Source organism: Pseudomonas spartinae (assembly GCF_965197125.1).
Lineage (GTDB): Bacteria > Pseudomonadota > Gammaproteobacteria > Pseudomonadales > Pseudomonadaceae > Aquipseudomonas > Aquipseudomonas composti_A.
Window position 1 is genome coordinate 278577 of record NZ_CBDAMB010000007.1, and the last position, 18481, is coordinate 297057.

Below are 18481 nucleotides of genomic sequence, written 5' to 3' on the forward strand. Positions count from 1 at the left end.
GCCCGTTGTTCATCACGCTGGGTCTGTTGCTCGTGCTCGTGTTGTGGCTCTCGCTGGCGCTCGGGCCGGTCAGCCTGCCGCTGGGCGATACCCTGCGTGCCGCACTGCGCCTGCTGGGCTTGCCTCTTGCGGCAGATGCGGCGGTACAACAGGCGGAACTGATCCTCTCGCAGATCCGCATGCCGCGCACGTTACTCGGGCTCGCCGTGGGCATGGTGCTGGCGCTCTGCGGCGTGGCGATGCAGGGGCTGTTTCGCAATCCTTTGGCTGACCCGGGCCTGGTCGGTGTTTCCAGCGGCGCCGCACTGGGTGCTGCGCTGGCCATCGTTGGCGGCTCCGCGTTCGGCGGTTTGCCCGAAGCGTTCGCGCCCTATCTGCTGTCGGCCTGTGCCTTCGTCGGTGGTCTGCTGGTGACGGCGCTGGTCTACCGCCTGGGCCGGCGTGACGGGCAGACCCATGTGGCGACCATGTTGCTGGCCGGCATCGCCCTGACCGCACTCGCCGGCGCGGCCATCGGCCTGTTCACCTACCTGGCCGACGATGCGACCCTGCGCACCCTGACGTTCTGGAACCTGGGTAGCCTCAACGGTGCCAGCTATGCGCGGCTTTGGCCGTTGTTGCTGGCCACGCTGGCCGTGGCGCTGTGGTTGCCGCGACGGGCGCGTGCATTGAATGCGCTGCTGCTGGGCGAATCGGAGGCGCGCCACCTCGGTTTCGACGTCGAGCGCCTCAAGCGCGAGCTGGTGTTCTGCACCGCGCTGGGCGTCGGCGCTGCGGTAGCTGCTGCTGGCCTGATCGGTTTCATCGGCCTGGTGGTTCCACATCTGATGCGCTTGCTGGTCGGTCCCGATCATCGCCTGCTGCTGCCTGCATCGGCACTGGCCGGTGCCAGCCTGCTGCTGCTGGCCGATCTGGTCGCGCGCCTGGCATTGGCGCCTGCCGAGTTGCCAATCGGTATCGTCACTGCGCTGATCGGCGCGCCTTTCTTTCTTTATCTGCTGGTGCGGGGGCGAAGCTGATGCTGCGGGTCGAACGGCTGGAAGTCCGTCGCGGGCACTGCGTGGTGCTCAGTGGCATCGATCTGCAACTGCGTCCCGGTGAGGTGCTCGGCGTGCTGGGGCCGAACGGCGCGGGCAAGAGCACCCTGCTGGCGGCGCTGACCGGCGAGCTGCCGGCCAGCGCCGGGCAGGTGACGCTCGATCAGCGGGCGCTCGATGACTGGTCGGGGCCGGAGCGCGCCCGACGCCTGGCCGTGCTGCCGCAAAGTTCGAGTCTGAATTTCGCCTTCCGCGTCGAGGAGGTGGTCGCCATGGGCCGCCTGCCTCACGACAGCGGCCGTGTGCGCGATGCGCAGATCGTGCAGGAGGCTCTGCTCGCGGCCGATGCTGCGCACCTGGCTGGGCGCAGCTACCTGGCGTTGTCCGGTGGAGAACGTCAGCGCGTGCACCTGGCGCGGGTGTTGGCGCAGCTGTGGCCGGGCGGTGATGAGCAGATCCTGCTGCTCGATGAGCCGACCTCGATGCTCGACCCGCTGCACCAGCACACCTGCCTGCAGGCGGTTTGCCGTCTGGCCGAGTCCGGTGCGGCCGTGCTGGTGATTCTCCACGACCTCAATCTGGCTGCACGCTATTGTGATCGCCTGCTGCTGCTGGAGCAGGGTAGGGCGCATGCGCTGGGCACACCTGCCGAGGTGCTGCGCGCCGAACCCCTGAAAGCCGTGTTCGGTCTGGAAGTGTTGGTGCAGACTCATCCCGAGCGCGGCCATCCGCTGATCATTGCACGCTGAATGTTGGAGACCTCGATGCGAGCCGTTCTGCTGAGCTGTCTGATGCTGCTGGCCGCCTGCCAGAGTCGAGATGCGTTGCCGCCTCCGGCGCCGCTCGCCCCGCTGGGTCGGGAGCATGTCGATCTCGGCCGTATCGTCGATCTGGCCAGCGGGCAGAGCATCAGCCCGGAGCGACTGCTCGATCGCCTGGCGCCGGCTCAGCGAGTGCTGGTCGGTGAGCAGCACGACAACCCTGATCACCATGCGCTGCAGCTGTGGCTGTCGCGTGAGCTGTCCCGGCAGCGCCCGCAGGGCAGTGTACTGATGGAAATGCTCAATCCCGATCAGCAGGGCGGGGTCGAGCAGGCCCAGGCAGCCGCGCGCGCGGGGCAAGCCGTTGCTGATCCTTTCCAGGTGCTGGCCTGGCAGCCAGGGTGGGATTGGTCGCTCTACGGACCGCTGGTGCTGCATCAGCTGCGTCAGCCTTATCCCCTGCTCGCGGCCAATCTGGATCGCGCCGAAATCATGCAGATCTATCGCCAGCGCCCGCTCCTGCAGGGCGAGCGCTCCAGCGCGGCCAAGGTGCAGGAGCGCTTGCTGGTCGATATCCGCGAGTCGCACTGCGGCCTGCTGCCGGACAGTCAGTTGCCGGCGATGCTCGCCGTGCAGCAACAGCGTGACCGACGCATGGCCGAAGCGCTGCTGGCTGCACCGCAGCCAAGCCTGCTGCTGGCTGGTGCCTTCCATGTGCGCAAGGACCTCGGCGTTCCGCTGCATCTGGACGATCTGGGGGCGCAGACGGGCAGCGTGGTGCTGATATTGGCCGAGGTCGGCCGTGAAGTGGACGCGTCCATGGCTGACTACGTGTGGTTCACCGCCGCGCAGCCGGAGCAGGATCACTGCGCCAAACTGCGACACTAGCCGCCTTTCGCCCGCAGATCGCAAGGTATCCTCGGCGCTTTGCCGCCCCGGAGCCTGCCCCTATGTCCACTGACGTTCGCGACCTGCTGCAAGGTTATTTCAATGCCCTCAATGATCGCGATATTCGCGCCTGCCTGGCGCTGGTCAGTGACGATCTGATTCTGGAGCCCAACCAGGGCTTTGCCGAGCATGGGCGCGACGCCTTCGCCGCTTTTCTGGAGCGGCAGCTGCATTGCTATCGCGAGACGGTCGATTCTCTGGTCATTCTGGCCGAGCCAGAGGGGCGGCACGCCGCCTGCGAGTACCGCGTTTGCGGCGAATACCTGGCAACTGACGACGGCCTGCCTGAGGCCTGTGGACAGCACTACGAGATGCGCGTGGGGGCGTTCTTCGAAATCGGCAATGGGCTGATCACGCGCATCAGCCTGCATTTCAACCTGCCGGACTGGCTGGCTCAGGTCGACGACTGATAGGCGCCGAGCGGCTCTGTCGTCAATCCGGCGAGCTGTTCTTGCCGCTGGGTGAACTGAAAAACGACGGGCAAAAAAAGACCCGGCAAGAGCCGGGTCAATAACCGTGATTAGCCTGATGAGGAGATAATCTGAAGAGTCCGACTGAATGGTCTCTTTAGCTTATCGGCTGATCTCGCGACCAGTTGAGATAATAATAACAATTCTCATTTCATAGTCAACGCCCTTTTGAGAATTTTTCTCAGAAAGTTTTCTCTGGCTCAGAAATGCAAAACCCCGGCAGCGGGCCGGGGTTCGTCGATACGGAGCCGAAGGTCAGGATTCCCCTGGCAGGCGCAGTTGAGTGACTTCCTTGTTCAGCAGGTCGATGCGCCGGGCCATGCTCTCGATCAGGCTGTGAGCGATGCGCGGGTTGCTCTGCATCAGGCTGAGAAATTGCTCCTTGGGAATCACCATGACCGTGCAAGGCTCGCTGGCGACCACCGTGGCGCTGCGCTTCTCGCGCGTGAATACCGCCATGGCACCGAAGATTTCGTCCTTCTGCACGTCACCGACCTTCTGGCCGTCGACGTAGGCTTCGGCGTGGCCTTCGATGATGATGAACACGTGGTCGGCTTCATCCCCCTGATGAATCAGATCCTCGCCGGCGGCAAAGTGCTGGAAGCCGGTTGCTGGGCGAATTTCCGGCTGCTTGAGGCGCGCCAGTGCATCGGAGAGCAGGGCGGTATGGCCGATCAGGTACTGGATGAACTGTTCCTGGCGCTGCTCGCTGGCATAGATGTGCTGGAACACCTCGCTGCGCGAGTAGGGAATCAGGCTGATGGGTTCTTCGCTGCTGTAGCGGCAGGATGGCAGGTCGATGCCCTGACGCAGGCCGACCAGGTCGCCTTCCTGCAGATAGAACAACGGGCGCTCATCGACCAGTGCATGCAGCAGACCGTTCTCGATGATGAACAACTGGTTGCCAGGCAGTACCTGAGCTAGGTCATCGACGCGTTCCAGACGCAGCGGTTCGCCCGCAGGTTGCAGTCCTTCCAGCAGCTGAGTGGGGATACTCTGCAGGCGATTGATCAACTGATCGGCGTAGGCCGGTTGCTCCCCGAGTAGATACATAACCGTAATTCCTTGAACTGGCTGTGCTGGCTGACCGCACGAAGGTCCCTGAAACAATAGGCTGCGCGGGCCTTCGAGTAAATCACCTTGCGCTGGTGTTGTGAGCTAGCTCTTGTTGTGATCTTGGGCCGCGTCCAGCTTGCCGTTCAGTGCTGCCTTGTGCGCAGGCGGAAGTTCACTCCAGTGCACGTCGAGCAGCGCGCCTTCGATGGCGTAAAGCAGCACCTTGGAGGCACGAAAGCCACGCGCCCTGACCGCGCGATAGGCCCCAACAGCACCGTAGCGGCGCAGGTCGTTGGCACTGTGGATGCCTACGGCGTGCAGCCATTGGGCCGAGGTCTTGCCGAGGTTCTTCAGGTGTTGCAGTTCGTCGTTCATTGGGCCTCCATGCGTGCAAATCGAAGGTTCACGTTGGCATGCCTGCCAAAAAGTGTAGCGGCCAATTGCCTGAGTGCAGCTTGCCGTGGCTGGTACTGACCTACTTGGTGCGATAACGCAGACGCGTGCCGAAATTGACCGACATGAGAATCTCGTCAGCGGTTAGTTCGACAGGGAAGTAGGCGCCGGAGATCTGCGCGTGGGCCAGGCTGGCGCCTTCTATTTTGGCGTTGCGAAAGTCCAGGCCACGCAGGTCGGCTCCACGGAAGTACGCGTCGGTGAAATTGACCGCGTCGGTGTCCATGTTGCGCAGGTCGAGTCCACGAAAGTCGCCGCCAGACAGGTCGACTTCGCTGCCCTTGGGCTTTTGCGCATTGAAGCCCTTCACATCGTCGTTGTGTAGAAGGTGGTAGAGCGGATGGTCAAGCTGACGTGGTTGGCTCATGGTGAATACCGGTGATGGTCTCACCGGCAGTATAGAAGCCCTGCCAGGGTTTGCCTGGCAGGTTGAGAGCACTGGCCATTGGAGAGGGCGGCGTTGCTCAGATCCCCGGCAGGCGCTGGCGAATGCGTTCCACCAGGCTGTCCAGATTCGCGCTGTCATGCGTGTCGACGTGTTTGCTGTGGCTCAGTTCCTCGTCGTCGAGCGGTTCGCGGCTGGCCTGTTGGGCCTGGATCACTTCCAGCGTCGCATCGGACGGGTCCTTGTCTTCGCTCTGACGCTGCGCCAGCCAACTGGCGATAACTGCCTCGGGGGCGTGACAGTCGAGAATGATGAAGGGCACGCCGGTTTCCTCGGCGACTTCACTGGCGGCCTGGCGTTGCGCGGCCTTGAGGTAGGTCGCGTCGATCACCACCGGGAAGCCGGCCTGCAGTGTCTGGCGTGCCAGCTGGTGCAGGCGCTGATAGGTGGCCTGGCTGGCGTCGGTGCTATAGATACCAGCGGCCAACTGATCCTTGGCCTCGGCACTCTGCTCGCCGAACAGGCGTTTGCGTTCGATGTCGGAGCGCAGGCGGATGGTGCCCAGCGCTTCTACCAGACGCATGGCGACATGGCTTTTACCTACGGCGGAAACGCCGTGGGTGATGGCGAGGAAGGGGGAGGGGATAGCGCTGTAGCTCTCTGCAAGTGCGGCATAGCCACGGTATTGGCGCAGAATGACGGCGCGTTGCACCGAATCCTGTTCCTGGCCAAGGCGGAACAGTGCGACCTTGCCGCGAACCATGGCGCGGTAGGCCTTGTAGAAGTTCAGCAGTTGCAGGGCTGCATAGTCGCCCGTGCGCTCCAGCCAGCCGTTGATGAGGCGCCGAGCCAGGCACTTGAGTCCGCGGTCTTCGAGGTCCATGGCCAGAAAGGCGATATCCGCAGTGACGTCGGTGAAGCGGAAGGGTTCGTTGAATTCGATGCAGTCGAAGAGCACCACTCGGCCGTCGATCTGGGCCGCGTTACCCAGATGAATATCGCCGTGACATTCACGGATGAAACCCTGCGTTTTGCGTTCGTTCAGCAGTGGTTGCAGGCGTTCGTAGCTGGACTGGGCCCAGGCTTCTAGTGCGTCGAGCTGCAGCAGGTCTGCCGGCTCGCTGAGCATCGGGCGAATCTGATCGAAGTTCTGCTGAACCGGGACCATCACCGCCTCTGCGCTGCCCAGCGGGTGTTCCTGCGGCACCTTCGGCGTATTCAGGTGGAAGGTGGCGATCTGCTCGGCCAGCGCGTCGATATGCGCGTCGTTCAGCTCGCCGCGTGCCTGAATGGCGCTGAGCAACTGTTCCTGCGGGAACTGGCGCATTTTCAGCACATATTCGATGGCCGGCGTGCTGCCGTCGAGGCTGGGAGCGTCTTCAGTACCGCTGATCGGCAACACTTCCAGATACAAATCCTCGGTCAGGCGCTGGTTGAGGCGCAGCTCTTCTTCACAGAAATGACGACGAGCGTCGAGCTCGGTGAAGTCGAGAAAACCGAAGTTGACCGGCTTTTTGATCTTGTAAGCGTAGGGGCCAGTGAGCAAAACCCAGGAAATGTGGGTCTCAATGACCTGAAACCCATCCACAGGGTGCGGATACAGGGCCGGGTTCTGCAATGCGGCAATCAGGGCTTGGCTCACGTTCGATCCTTGTTCTAGACGCTGTTCGAGCTGGGCATTATGGCCGCTGTGAGCTGCTCTGCAAACCATCCGGGCGGCTCTGCTGGCCCCTTTGTAAAGTGCGTATAATCCCGCCATGACTCGAAAACGCTCTCCCCGCTCAAAGAAAAAATCCCGCTCCTCCGGTCTGCGCCCCTGGCTCGCCTGGGGCTTCAAGCTCGGTCTGGTTGGCCTGGTGATCCTCGCCGGCTTCGCCGTTTACCTCGATGCAGTGGTGCAGGAGAAGTTCTCCGGCAAGCGCTGGACCGTGCCCGCGAAGGTCTACGCCCGGCCGCTTGAGCTCTTCGTTGGCCAGAAATTGACCAAAACCGACTTCCTGCGCGAACTCGACGCCCTGGGCTATCGCCGTGAAAGCACGGTCAATGGGCCAGGCGCGGTATCGGTCGCGGGTAACAACATCGAACTTAACAGTCGCGGCTTTCAGTTCTACGAGGGCGCCGAGCCTGCGCGGAAAGTACGGGTGCGCTTCTCCGGCGACTATGTGGCCGGTCTGAGCCAGGCCGACGGTAGCAACCTGGCGGTGGCGCGGCTGGAGCCGATGTTGATCGGCGGGCTTTATCCGGCGCACCAGGAGGATCGCATCCTGATCAAGCTGGATCAGGTGCCGGCCTATCTGATCGACGCGCTGGTGGCGGTCGAGGACCGTGACTACTTCGATCATTTCGGGGTATCGCCCAAGGGCATCGCCCGTGCGCTGTGGATCAACGCGTCCTCAGGCCGTCTGGTGCAGGGTGGCAGCACCCTGACCCAGCAGTTGGTGAAGAACTTCTACCTGACCAACGAACGTACTCTGCTGCGTAAAGCCACCGAAGCGATGATGGCGGTGCTGCTGGAGCTGCATTACGACAAGCGCGAGATCCTCGAGGCCTACATGAACGAGGTGTTCCTCGGCCAGGATGGGCAGCGTGCAGTGCATGGCTTCGGTCTCGCCAGCCAGTACTTCTTCAGCCAGCCGGTATCCGAGCTGAAACTGGAGCAGGTCGCGCTGCTGGTGGGCATGGTCAAGGGGCCGACCTACTACAATCCCCGGCGCAACCCCGAGCGCGCGATGACCCGGCGTAACCTAGTTCTCGACCTGCTCGCCGAGCAGGGCACTATCACCGCCGAGGAGGCCGCAGCTGCGAAGGCGAAGCCGTTGGGCGTGACGTCGCGCGGCAGCATGGCCGACAGTTCGTTCCCGGCATTCCTCGACCTGGTCAAGCGTCAGCTGCGCGAGGACTACCGTGAGCAGGACCTGACTGAAGAAGGCCTGCGTATCTTCACCAGCTTCGATCCGATCCTGCAGCTCAAGGCCGAAGAGGCACTGGGCGAGACGCTCAAGCGCCTGGCCGGTCGCAAGGGCGTGGACGAAGTACAAGCCGGGATGGTGGTGACCAATCCCGAAACCGGAGAAATCCAGGCGCTGATCGGTAGCCGCCAGCCGCGTTTCGCGGGCTTCAACCGGGCGCTGGATGCCGTGCGGCCGATTGGTTCGCTGATCAAGCCGGCGATCTACCTGTCGGCGCTGGAGCGCCCCAGTCAGTACACCCTGACCAGTTGGCTGGAGGACGAACCCTTCTCCATCAAGGGCCAGGATGGTCAGGTCTGGACGCCGCAGAACTACGACCGCAAGGCTCACGGCACCATCTACCTGTACCAGGGGCTGGCACACTCGTACAACCTGTCCACAGCCAAGCTCGGTCTGGAGATCGGCGTGCCGAACGTGCTCAAGACCCTCGAGCGACTGGGTGTCGAGCGCAAGTGGCCAGCTTATCCGTCGATGCTCCTCGGTGCCGGTGCGCTGACGCCGATGGAAGTGGCGGGGATGTACCAGACCCTGGCCAACGGTGGCTTCAACACCCCACTGCGCGGTATCCGCAGTGTGCTGACTGCCGAAGGCGAGCCGCTCGGGCGCTATCCGTTCAAGATCCAGCAGCGCTTCGATCCAGGGGCCATCTACCTGCTGCAGAACGCCATGCAGCGCACCATGCGTGAAGGCACCGGGCGTTCGGTCTACAGCCAATTGCCCAGCTCGCTGAACCTGGCAGGCAAGACCGGCACCAGCAATGACTCGCGTGACAGCTGGTTCGCGGGCTTCAGTCAGGATCTGCTGTCGGTGGTGTGGCTGGGGCGTGATGACAACGGCCCGACCCCGCTGACCGGTGCGACCGGTGCGCTTCAGGTCTGGACCAGTTTCATGCGCAAGGCCGATCCGCTGCCGCTGGATATGCAGATGCCGGACAATGTCACCCAGGCCTGGATCGATCGCCAGACCGGTCTGGGCTCGGCTTCGGGCTGCCCGAATGCGGTACAGATGCCTTATATTCGCGGCAGCGAACCTGCCCCCGGCTCCGCTTGCGGTATCCAGGCACCGGTAGACTCGGTGATGGACTGGGTGCGGGGCTGGTTGGAATGACGGCCGGGCCGAGTGGCTCGGTGTTACCTGAAGAGGATTGGATGTGAACAAGAAGTGGCTTGCCACGATGCTGGCAACAGCGGTTCTAAGTGGTTGCAGTACGGTGCCACAGGGTTCGATTCCGGTGATCGATGCCGGCACGCCGCTATCGTCGGGCGGCTCTGGCTCGTCGAACGGCCCGGGTCCTGCTGCTGCGCCGCAGCAAATCGAGGAAGATTCCGGAGTGGTGGTGATGGTGCCGCAAGGCGCCGTGTCGACGCCGCTGCAGACCGATTCGCAGCCGATCACCTCCAGTGGCGGCCTGACGTTCGACCCGCCGATGAACACCGAGTCCTCCGCGCCCAGTCAGGGTGACTTTGGCTCGTCGGCGCCGAGCATGCCCAGCGGCATCCCCAGCGGTGGTGGCCTGGCTGCTGACGAACAACTGGATGGGCCGGTGCTGGCTCTGCTAACCACTGCTCAGCAGCAGCAGGGTGGTGGTGATCTCAATGGCGCGGCGTCCAGCCTGGAGCGTGCCCAGCGCATCGCACCGCGTGAGCCGCAGGTGCTTTACCGTCTTGCCGAAGTCCGTCTGGCTCAGGGCGATGCGGCCCAGGCCGAGCAGTTCGCCCGTCGTGGCCTGACCTACGCCAGTGGTCGCCCGGCATTGCAAGCCAGCCTGTGGGGCCTGATCGCTCAGGCGCGTGAGCGTCAGGGCGACCCTGCCGGCGCAGCCCAGGCCCGTGAGCGCGCTCGGGTCAATCTCTGATGGAGGCGCGTGTGAATGCGCTGGCCGAGCACCTGCTGCTGATCGAGCGCGAGTTGCGGGTGCTGGGCTGGTGGCAGACGCAGGCGCCTAGCGCTGATGCCCTGGCGAGTCCGGAGCCTTTTTGCGTCGATACGCTGACGTTCGAGCAATGGCTGCAGTGGATTTTCTTGCCGCGAATGAAGGTTCTGCTGGAAACCGGCGCGCCCTTGCCTTCGGTGTCAGGTGTGCAGGCGATGGCCGAAATGGTCTATCAGCAGCAGCCGCGCGTTGCGCGTCGGCTGCTGGAGTTGCTTGGCGAGTTCGACCGCCTGCTTACGCGCGCGCCCTGATGGCGTGCGCGTAACGCGTCATTTGCAGTTCTCTGTGATGGATTTCTTCAGTTCGGTGATGCGTTCCTGGCGCTCGTTCTCGTCGAGGCGGCGAACTTCGCCACCATCCTCGATGCGCACGCGCGGATTATTCTCCAACTGAGCCAGGTTGGTTCGCGCATTCTCGCAATACTGCTTGCGCTCAGCTTCCTGCTTCGCCACGTCCTCCTTGACCTTCTTGTCGATGGCCGCCTGCTCGGGGTCGAGCTGCTCTTCGACGCTCGGCGCCGGCTCGCTTGGTGACTGTCGGGGAGGCGGGGTTGCAGTATTGATGGTCGTGGCCTGTTGACCCTGCGGAGGCTGTGCGCCGAAGTGGGTCACGCCTTTGTCATCTACCCACTTGTACACCTGGCTGGCCATGGCGGACGTGCTCAATGCGAGCATCAACGTGCCAGTAAGAATCATGTGGCGCATGCTGTTTCCTTTATCGAGAGCTGCAGTGCTGTTGGTTACTATAACCAAAAGCCGGCAATCTTCATCCTGCGCTGCGTCACAGCAGTAGGTTGAATAATCGGGCGCACATCTCTTGACTTGCCCCCGCCGAACCCGAACAATCCAGCCTTCCCCCGTAGTGGAGTCCGCCGCAAGCGTCCTTCAGCTCGGGGAAAAGAGGCGCTACCCGCGCCGAACCGTGACACCCGCAACGCGTTACCTCGCGCTGGGAGGGCCAGCCCCGCAAGACCATGGGCTGCCCCGTTACTCGTCAAGCTGATGTTCCGAATCCACGATCACCGTCGTGCGTGTCTGCTGACAGTAAGAACCTACTTAGGGCTGCCCGTTGGCGGGTGGCATACTGGCGTTCAAGAGGTGAACAACGTGGAGCTTTTATCCGGCGCTGAAATGGTCGTCCGCTTCCTGCGTGACGAAGGCGTTAAGCATATCTATGGGTACCCTGGTGGTGCTCTCCTGCACATTTACGATGCCCTGTTCAAAGAACCGGAAGTGACCCACATCCTGGTGCGTCATGAACAGGCAGCGACTCATATGGCTGACGGCTATGCCCGCGCCACCGGCAAGGCCGGTGTCGTGCTGGTGACCTCCGGCCCAGGCGCGACCAATGCCATTACCGGTATTGCGACTGCCTACATGGACTCCATTCCGATGGTGGTGATCTCCGGCCAGGTGCCGAGCGCCATGGTCGGTACCGATGCCTTCCAGGAAACCGACATGGTCGGTATTTCCCGTCCGATCGTGAAGCACAGCTTCATCATCAAGCACCCGTCGGAAATCCCCGAGACCCTCAAGAAGGCGTTCTACCTCGCCGAGTCGGGTCGTCCGGGCCCTGTGGTCGTGGATATTCCGAAGGATATGGGCGATCCGACCCAGAAGTTCGAGTACGTCTATCCGAAGAAGGTCAAGCTGCGCTCCTACAGTCCGGCGGTCCGTGGTCACTCCGGCCAGATCCGCAAGGCGGCAGAGATGCTGCTGGCGGCCAAGCGTCCGGTCATGTACGCCGGCGGTGGCGTGATCATGGGTGGTGCTTCCGCACCGCTGACCGAGCTGGCGCAGATGCTCAATCTGCCGGTGACCAACACGCTGATGGGACTCGGTGGCTATCCGGGTACCGATCGCCAGTTCATCGGCATGCTCGGCATGCATGGTAGCTACACCGCCAACCTGGCGATGCACCATGCCGACGTGATCCTGGCTGTCGGTGCTCGCTTCGACGATCGCGTGATCAACGGTGCGGCCAAATTCTGCCCGAACGCCAAGATCATCCATATCGACATCGACCCGGCTTCGATTTCCAAGACCATCAGAGCTGACATCCCGATCGTCGGTCCGGTGGATAGCGTGCTGACCGAAATGGTCGCCATCCTCAAGGAAATCGGTGAAACGCCGAACAAGGAAACCGTCGCCAGCTGGTGGAAGCAGATCGACGAGTGGCGTGGCAACGGGCGTCTGTTCCCGTACAACGAGGGTGACGGTTCGATCATCAAGCCGCAGACCGTGATCGAGACCCTGTGCGACGTGACCAAGGGCGACGCCTTCATCACCTCCGATGTCGGTCAGCATCAGATGTTCGCTGCTCAGTACTACCGGTTCAACAAGCCCAATCGCTGGATCAACTCCGGCGGCCTGGGCACCATGGGCTTCGGTTTCCCGGCGGCGATGGGCATCAAGCTGAACTTCCCGGAAGCCGATGTGGCGTGCGTGACCGGCGAGGGCAGCATCCAGATGAACATCCAGGAGCTGTCGACCTGCCTGCAGTACGATCTGCCGGTGAAGATCGTCAACCTGAACAACGGTGCGCTCGGCATGGTTCGCCAGTGGCAGGACATGCAGTACAGCAGCCGTTATTCGCACTCCTACATGGAATCGCTGCCTGACTTCGTCAAGCTGGCCGAGGCCTATGGTCACGTCGGCATGCGCATCACCTCGCTGCAGGACCTCAAGCCCAAGCTGGAGGAAGCCTTCGCCCTCAAGGACCGCCTGGTGTTCCTCGATATCGCGGTGGATTCCAGCGAGCACGTCTATCCGATGCAGATCAAAGACGGTGCGATGCGTGACATGTGGCTGAGCAAGACGGAGCGGACCTAAGATGCGACACATCATTTCCCTGCTGCTGGAAAACGAGCCGGGCGCACTGTCCCGCGTGGTCGGTCTGTTCTCCCAGCGTAACTACAACATCGAGAGCCTCACCGTTGCGCCAACCGAGGATCCGACGCTGTCGCGTCTGACCCTCACCACTGTTGGTCAGGATGAAGTGATCGAGCAGATCACCAAGAACCTCAACAAGCTGATCGAGGTGGTCAAGCTGGTCAACCTGTCGGAAAGCGCCCATATCGAGCGTGAACTGATGCTGGTCAAGATCAAGGCCACCGGTGCTCAGCGTGCCGAGGTCAAGCGTACCACCGACATCTTCCGCGGCCAGATCGTGGATGTGACCAGTAGCGTCTACACCGTGCAGCTGACCGGTACCAGCGACAAACTGGACAGCTTCATCCAGGCCATCGGCACGGCGTCGATCCTGGAGACGGTGCGCAGTGGTGTCACGGGTATCGCCCGTGGCGACAAGGTACTGAGTATCTGATCGCTGTGGTAAACAAAAGCCCCGCCTGGTGCGGGGCTTTTTGTTGGCCGAGATTTACCGTTGGCGGTTCCAGAAGGCAGCGATCAGCGGATCCTTCAGGCGTTTTTCCAGCGCGAACAGGCCAATGTCATAAGCGGTGAGCGGTGGCTGGATGTCGTAGATGCGAATGCGTGCGGCCAGTGGGCTGTTATCCAGCACGATCTGTGGCACTACGCCGATACCGAAGCCCAGGCTGACCATGCTGACGATCGCTTCGTTGCCGCTGACCTGGGCATAGATGCGGGGCTTGATGTTGTGGCTTTTCAGCCAGCGATCGGTACGCGTTCGCGCCAGGCCTTCCTCTGAAAGAATCATCGGCACGTCTTTCCAGTTCTCCGCCGTTGGGTTCTTCAGTTGCTCCTCGTTCCGCAGTTGCGGCGCCTGGGGGCCGATGAAGCGCAGTTCCGAGCGGGTGATCGACTGAAACTCCACGCCGCTCGGCAGGCTGTCGGGGAGGGCGCCGATGGCTAGGTCTTCCAGCCCCTGCTGGACGCGCTCGACTGCTTTCGCCGGGTCACCGGTGTGCAGTTTCATTTCGATGCGCGGATAGTCCTGGCGAAAGCTGCTGAGGATGTCGTAGAGGAAGCTGTAGCTCGCGGTGACCGAGCAGTACAGGGACAGCTCGCCGTGCAGATTCAGCTGGTCCTGCATGAACGTCTGGCGAATCGCCTGCCAGCCATTGATGACCTCGCTCGCGTACTCGCGAAACTGCTGCCCCTCGCGGGTCAGGCGGACCGAACGGTTGTCGCGGACGAACAGGGTAGCGCCCAGTTCGTCCTCGAGCTGCTTGATGCTGCGGCTGAGTGCGGAAGGGCTGACGTGCTGCTCGCGGCTGGTGCGGCCGAAGTGCAGATTGTCTGCCAGGGAAAGAAAGAGCCTGAGGGAATGGCTGTCCATTTATATTTCATATGGCGGCATGTTGTGTTGCAAATATATCATTTTACGCAATGCATGGGATCACTTAAGGTGTCTGCGTCGCGGTGCTCCGCACCCCATCCCTTTCGATTCAAAAGAGCCAAGAACATGAAAGTTTATTACGACAAAGATTGCGACCTCTCCATCATCCAGGGCAAGAAAGTCGCCATCATCGGTTACGGCTCCCAGGGCCATGCCCAGGCCTGCAACCTGAAAGATTCCGGCGTAGACGTCACCATCGGTCTGCGTAAAGGCTCGGCTACCGTTGCCAAGGCCGAAGCCCATGGCCTGAAAGTGACCGACGTGGCCAGCGCCGTTGCCGCTGCCGACCTGGTCATGATCCTGACTCCGGACGAGTTCCAGGGCCAGCTGTACAAGAACGAGATCGAGCCGAACATCAAGAAGGGCGCGACTCTGGCCTTCTCCCACGGCTTCGCCATCCACTACAACCAGGTCGTACCGCGTGCCGACCTCGACGTGATCATGATCGCGCCGAAAGCTCCGGGCCACACCGTGCGTACCGAATTCGTCAAGGGCGGCGGTATCCCTGACCTGATCGCCGTCTATCAGGACGCTTCCGGCAATGCCAAGAACGTCGCACTGTCCTACGCCTCGGGCGTTGGTGGTGGCCGTACCGGTATCATCGAAACCACCTTCAAGGACGAGACCGAAACCGACCTGTTCGGTGAGCAGGCCGTTCTCTGCGGCGGTACCGTCGAACTGGTCAAGGCCGGTTTCGAAACCCTGGTCGAAGCTGGCTACGCGCCGGAAATGGCCTACTTCGAGTGTCTGCACGAACTGAAGCTGATCGTAGACCTCATGTACGAAGGCGGCATCGCCAACATGAACTACTCGATCTCCAACAACGCCGAATACGGCGAGTACGTGACCGGTCCGGAAGTGATCAACGCCGAGTCCCGTCAGGCCATGCGCAACGCCCTGAAGCGTATTCAGGACGGCGAGTACGCCAAGATGTTCATCAGCGAAGGCGCCACTGGCTACCCGTCGATGACCGCCAAGCGTCGTAACAACGCTGCGCACGGTATCGAAGTCATCGGTGAGAAACTGCGCGGCATGATGCCGTGGATCGCTGCCAACAAGATCGTCGACAAGACCAAGAACTAAGGTCTGCGATGTGCGAAAGAACGCGGCTTTGTGCCGCGTTTTTTCGTTATGCGGCGAGGCTTCTGGTATAAAGCCTGCTCGCGTAGGTGGCGAACTGAGTCCAGTCGCCCCGGTCGAAATTCGTCAAACCCGTTGCAAGGTGCTGTTCATGAGTGAAGGTCCCGAGGATCAAAAGCCGGCTGGAGACAACCTGGAAAGCCTGCTGCCGATCGACGAGCACGTAGAGGAAGGGCAGGATGCGGAGGGGCGCAAGGTGCGTCACCGCGGCATTTACCTGCTGCCCAATCTGTTCACCACGGCAAACCTGTTCGCCGGTTTCTACTCCATCATCAACGCGATGAACGGCAACTTCTATGTCGCGGCCGCCACGGTGTTCGTTGCCATGGTGCTCGATGGCCTGGATGGTCGAGTCGCGCGACTGACCAACACGCAAAGCGCCTTCGGTGCCGAGTACGACTCGCTCTCGGACATGGTCGCCTTTGGTGTTGCACCTGCGCTGCTGGCGTTCGAGTGGGCCCTGGGCAGCATGGGCAAGGTCGGCTGGATGGTCGCATTCATCTATGTCGCCGGTGCTGCGCTGCGCCTGGCGCGCTTCAACACGCAGATCGGTAGCGTCGACAAGCGTTACTTCATCGGCCTGGCCAGCCCGGCTGCGGCCGGAGTGGTTGCTGGCACGGTCTGGGCCTTCAGCGATTTCGGCATCAAGGGCTCGAACATGTCGTTTGCCGTGGCGCTGCTGGTTGCGGCGGCGGGCTGCCTGATGGTCAGCAACATCAAGTACTACAGCTTCAAGGACCTGGATCTGAAAGGGCGTGTGCCGTTCGTGGCGATTCTCGCCGTCGTGCTGGTGTTCGCCGTGGTGTTCAGCGATCCACCCCGTATCCTGCTGCTGATCTTCCTCGCTTATGCTGTCTCGGGTCCGATTCAGTACCTGCTGCAATTGCGGCGTCGTAAATCTGTCTGACGCTGTAATTTCTCCTGCGCTGCGTTGTCTACAGTTCGTTTCTCGAACTGTAGACGCGGAGTTGCCATGCTCATCCGAGTTCCTTCCTCCTCCCGGGCTCTCGAGTCCGAAGTCACCCCCGAGTCCGTTTATCTTTCTCGTCGCAAGCTGATGCAGGGCTCGCTGGCCTTGGCTGCCCTCGGGGCGATGCCGGGTTGGGCTCGTGCCGATGCTCAGGGTGTGTATGCCGATGTCGAGCCGGCGAAGGCACCGGGTTGGTTCGACGAGAAGCTGGCTCGTGCTCGCTGGCAAGCGGTCGTCGCTGAAGGTGAAAGCATCACGCCGTTCAGGGACGCGACGCACTACAACAACTTCTATGAGTTCGGCACGGGCAAGGGTGACCCGGCAGCCAATGCCGGCAAGTTGCAGGTCGAGCCCTGGACGGTGACGGTCGACGGCGAGGTCGGCAAGCCCGGGCGCTACGCCATCGAGGATCTGGTCAAGCCGCATGCCTTTGAGGAGCGTATCTACAGGCTGCGCTGCGTCGAGGCGTGGTCCATGGTCATTCCCTGGCTGGGCTTTCCTCTGGCGGATTTGCTCAAGCAGGTCGAGCCAACCTCTGCAGCGCGCTACGTGCGCTTCGAAACACTGGTCGATCGTGAGCACATGCCAGGCCAGCGCTCGGGTTTTTCCCTGATCGATTGGCCTTATGTGGAAGGCCTGCGGCTCGATGAGGCCATGCATCCACTGGCCTTCATGGCCGTCGGCATGTATGGGCGTGTTCTGCCAAACCAGAACGGCGCGCCGCTGCGTCTGGTGGTGCCGTGGAAGTACGGGTTCAAGAGCATCAAGTCCATCGTGCGCATCAGTCTGGTCGAAGAGGCGCCCAAGACGACCTGGGAGCGCATTGCGCCGAACGAGTACGGCTTCTATGCCAACGTCAATCCGCAGGTTGACCATCCGCGTTGGTCACAGGCAACCGAGCGGCGTCTGCCCAGCGGGTTGTTCAGCCCTAATGTGATCGATACCCGTATGTTCAATGGCTATGAAGAGGTCGCCAACCTATATGCGGGTATGGATCTGGCGAGGGACTACTGATGCGCTACCGGGTTTGGCGCCTCGCCGTGTTCCTTGCTGCGTCGGCGCCGCCGCTGTACTGGCTGTACTGCGCTGTGTTCGGTCTGTTGGGGCCTGACCCTGGCAAGGCGCTGGTGGATAACCTGGGGCTCGGTGCGCTGATCCTTCTGTTGATTACCTTGGCCATGACGCCTCTGCAGCAATTGAGTCGCTGGGGTGGCTGGATCGCCGTGCGCCGGCAACTGGGTCTGTGGTGCTTCTCTTACGTCGCTTTGCATCTGTGCGGTTACGTGCTGTTCATCGCCGGGCTGCGCCTGGAGCTGGTGCTTCGTGATCTGACCGAGCGTCCTTACATAATCGTGGGGGCGTTGGCGTTTACGGGCTTGTTGGCGCTGGCCGTTACCTCGAACCGCTTCAGCATCAGAAGATTGGGGCGCAGGTGGAAGGCGCTACACCGCCTGGTCTACGTCATCCTGCTGCTGGCTTTGCTGCATATGCTCTGGGTGGTGCGTGCTGATCTGGGCGAGTGGCTTGCTTATGCACTGATAGGTGGTGCGCTGTTGCTGATGCGTGTCTCCACTGTTGCGAGTGGGCTGCAGCGCGTCGGCGCCCTTTGGCGAGAAAATCCGAAGAAAGTTGAAATATAAGCTTGACGCGCATTCTGCTGGCGGTAGAATGCGCGCCACTTCAGCGATGAGGCTCTTCAAAAACTTCTTGTTAATCAATAAGTTAAGTTTAAAAGATGGGTTGCAAAGCTGGAGGCGGTGTGTAGAATGCGCACCGGTCGACAGGGTGCTGGTCAGGTCCTGTTGATGCTTCGGTCGAATGGATCGAAAGCGGTTGAAAGAGGTGGTTGACAGCGGTTTTGAACGCTGTAGAATGCGCCTCCCGCTGGAGAGAAGAAGTTCTGATCGAAGGCGCAAGTTGTTGAGTAGAAAGAAAAAATTCTTCGAAAAACAGCTTGACAGAAAGAAAGGCTGCTGTAGAATGCGCGGCCTCGGTTGAGACGAAAGACTTAACCAACTGTTCTTTAACAACTGAATCAA

At 61.6% G+C, this 18481-nt stretch carries 20 protein-coding genes; 13 read left to right on the top strand and 7 right to left on the bottom strand.

The features are described from left to right. Window positions 1–32 precede the first annotated feature (32 nt). The 4 genes from ACN8M7_RS17085 (at window position 33) to ACN8M7_RS17100 (ending at window position 3156) form a co-directional block, all read left to right on the top strand. The gene (locus ACN8M7_RS17085; RefSeq protein WP_197432209.1) at window positions 33–1019 is read left to right on the top strand and encodes a FecCD family ABC transporter permease; all 987 of its coding nucleotides are present in this window, start codon (window positions 33–35) and stop codon (window positions 1017–1019) included. After that, window positions 1019–1786 carry a heme ABC transporter ATP-binding protein gene (locus ACN8M7_RS17090; protein WP_490261546.1) on the top strand — a complete coding sequence of 256 codons (768 nt, stop codon included), beginning with the start codon at window positions 1019–1021 and terminating at the stop codon, window positions 1784–1786. Before ACN8M7_RS17085 ends, ACN8M7_RS17090 begins: the two co-directional genes overlap by 1 nt. Window positions 1787–1801: 15 nt before the next feature. Then, window positions 1802–2686 (top strand): ChaN family lipoprotein, encoded by an 885-nt coding sequence (locus tag ACN8M7_RS17095; RefSeq protein ID WP_490261547.1) that lies wholly within the window; start codon window positions 1802–1804, stop codon window positions 2684–2686. 62 nt (window positions 2687–2748) lie between these two features. Beyond that, the gene (locus ACN8M7_RS17100) at window positions 2749–3156 is read left to right on the top strand and encodes a nuclear transport factor 2 family protein (RefSeq protein ID WP_490261548.1); all 408 of its coding nucleotides are present in this window, start codon (window positions 2749–2751) and stop codon (window positions 3154–3156) included. A 315-nt stretch (window positions 3157–3471) separates the two neighbouring features. Here ACN8M7_RS17100 and ACN8M7_RS17105 read toward each other — a convergent pair whose 3' ends face one another. From ACN8M7_RS17105 to ACN8M7_RS17120, 4 genes are all read right to left on the bottom strand, one after another. Then, the gene (locus ACN8M7_RS17105; RefSeq protein ID WP_061241032.1) at window positions 3472–4269 is read right to left on the bottom strand and encodes a cyclic nucleotide-binding domain-containing protein; all 798 of its coding nucleotides are present in this window, start codon (window positions 4267–4269) and stop codon (window positions 3472–3474) included. Between the two features lie 105 nt (window positions 4270–4374). Next, window positions 4375–4647: a TfoX/Sxy family protein gene (locus ACN8M7_RS17110; RefSeq protein ID WP_061241033.1), complete on the bottom strand. Its 273-nt coding sequence runs from the start codon at window positions 4645–4647 to the stop codon at window positions 4375–4377. 100 nt (window positions 4648–4747) lie between these two features. Beyond that, a complete protein-coding gene (locus ACN8M7_RS17115; RefSeq protein WP_490261549.1) occupies window positions 4748–5092 on the bottom strand; it encodes a pentapeptide repeat-containing protein in 345 nt (114 codons plus the stop codon). Window positions 5093–5189: 97 nt separating this feature from the next. Next, on the bottom strand, window positions 5190–6752 hold the full coding sequence (locus ACN8M7_RS17120; protein ID WP_490261550.1) for a bifunctional aminoglycoside phosphotransferase/ATP-binding protein: 1563 nt from the start codon (window positions 6750–6752) through the stop codon (window positions 5190–5192). 115 nt (window positions 6753–6867) lie between these two features. Between ACN8M7_RS17120 and mrcB the strand changes: the two genes are divergently transcribed. The 3 genes from mrcB to ACN8M7_RS17135 all read left to right on the top strand — a co-directional run bounded on the left by mrcB (window position 6868) and on the right by ACN8M7_RS17135 (window position 10263). Next, entirely contained in the window at window positions 6868–9186 is a 2319-nt protein-coding gene (gene mrcB, locus ACN8M7_RS17125) for a penicillin-binding protein 1B (protein ID WP_490261551.1), read from the top strand. Between the two features lie 67 nt (window positions 9187–9253). Beyond that, window positions 9254–9934 carry a tetratricopeptide repeat protein gene (locus ACN8M7_RS17130; protein WP_490261562.1) on the top strand — a complete coding sequence of 227 codons (681 nt, stop codon included), beginning with the start codon at window positions 9254–9256 and terminating at the stop codon, window positions 9932–9934. After that, window positions 9934–10263 (top strand): YqcC family protein, encoded by a 330-nt coding sequence (locus ACN8M7_RS17135; protein WP_490261552.1) that lies wholly within the window; start codon window positions 9934–9936, stop codon window positions 10261–10263. Before ACN8M7_RS17130 ends, ACN8M7_RS17135 begins: the two co-directional genes overlap by 1 nt. Window positions 10264–10281: 18 nt before the next feature. Here ACN8M7_RS17135 and ACN8M7_RS17140 read toward each other — a convergent pair whose 3' ends face one another. Next, a complete protein-coding gene (locus ACN8M7_RS17140; RefSeq protein ID WP_490261553.1) occupies window positions 10282–10716 on the bottom strand; it encodes a DUF4124 domain-containing protein in 435 nt (144 codons plus the stop codon). Window positions 10717–11118: 402 nt separating this feature from the next. Here ACN8M7_RS17140 and ACN8M7_RS17145 point away from each other — a divergent pair, with 402 nt between their 5' ends. Beyond that, window positions 11119–12843, top strand: coding sequence for an acetolactate synthase 3 large subunit (locus ACN8M7_RS17145; protein ID WP_061241619.1), 1725 nt, complete (start codon window positions 11119–11121; stop codon window positions 12841–12843). Window position 12844: 1 nt separating this feature from the next. Further along, window positions 12845–13336 carry an acetolactate synthase small subunit gene (gene ilvN, locus ACN8M7_RS17150; protein ID WP_061241038.1) on the top strand — a complete coding sequence of 164 codons (492 nt, stop codon included), beginning with the start codon at window positions 12845–12847 and terminating at the stop codon, window positions 13334–13336. A 54-nt stretch (window positions 13337–13390) separates the two neighbouring features. Here the strand turns inward: ilvN and ilvY are convergent, their stop codons facing one another. Beyond that, window positions 13391–14272: an HTH-type transcriptional activator IlvY gene (ilvY, locus tag ACN8M7_RS17155; RefSeq protein WP_490261554.1), complete on the bottom strand. Its 882-nt coding sequence runs from the start codon at window positions 14270–14272 to the stop codon at window positions 13391–13393. A 126-nt stretch (window positions 14273–14398) separates the two neighbouring features. Between ilvY and ilvC the strand changes: the two genes are divergently transcribed. From ilvC to msrQ, 4 genes are all read left to right on the top strand, one after another. Beyond that, window positions 14399–15415 carry a ketol-acid reductoisomerase gene (gene ilvC, locus ACN8M7_RS17160; RefSeq protein WP_061241040.1) on the top strand — a complete coding sequence of 339 codons (1017 nt, stop codon included), beginning with the start codon at window positions 14399–14401 and terminating at the stop codon, window positions 15413–15415. A gap of 148 nt (window positions 15416–15563) precedes the next feature. Then, window positions 15564–16379 carry a CDP-diacylglycerol--serine O-phosphatidyltransferase gene (gene pssA, locus ACN8M7_RS17165; RefSeq protein ID WP_061241041.1) on the top strand — a complete coding sequence of 272 codons (816 nt, stop codon included), beginning with the start codon at window positions 15564–15566 and terminating at the stop codon, window positions 16377–16379. A 66-nt stretch (window positions 16380–16445) separates the two neighbouring features. Continuing rightward, window positions 16446–17456: a protein-methionine-sulfoxide reductase catalytic subunit MsrP gene (gene msrP, locus ACN8M7_RS17170; RefSeq protein WP_490261555.1), complete on the top strand. Its 1011-nt coding sequence runs from the start codon at window positions 16446–16448 to the stop codon at window positions 17454–17456. Further along, on the top strand, window positions 17456–18082 hold the full coding sequence (gene msrQ, locus ACN8M7_RS17175; RefSeq protein ID WP_490261556.1) for a protein-methionine-sulfoxide reductase heme-binding subunit MsrQ: 627 nt from the start codon (window positions 17456–17458) through the stop codon (window positions 18080–18082). The genes msrP and msrQ overlap by 1 nt, the downstream gene beginning before the upstream one ends. A gap of 88 nt (window positions 18083–18170) precedes the next feature. Here msrQ and ACN8M7_RS17180 read toward each other — a convergent pair. After that, a partial coding sequence (locus ACN8M7_RS17180) for a hypothetical protein (RefSeq protein ID WP_490261557.1) occupies window positions 18171–18481 on the bottom strand: 311 nt, incomplete at its 5' end.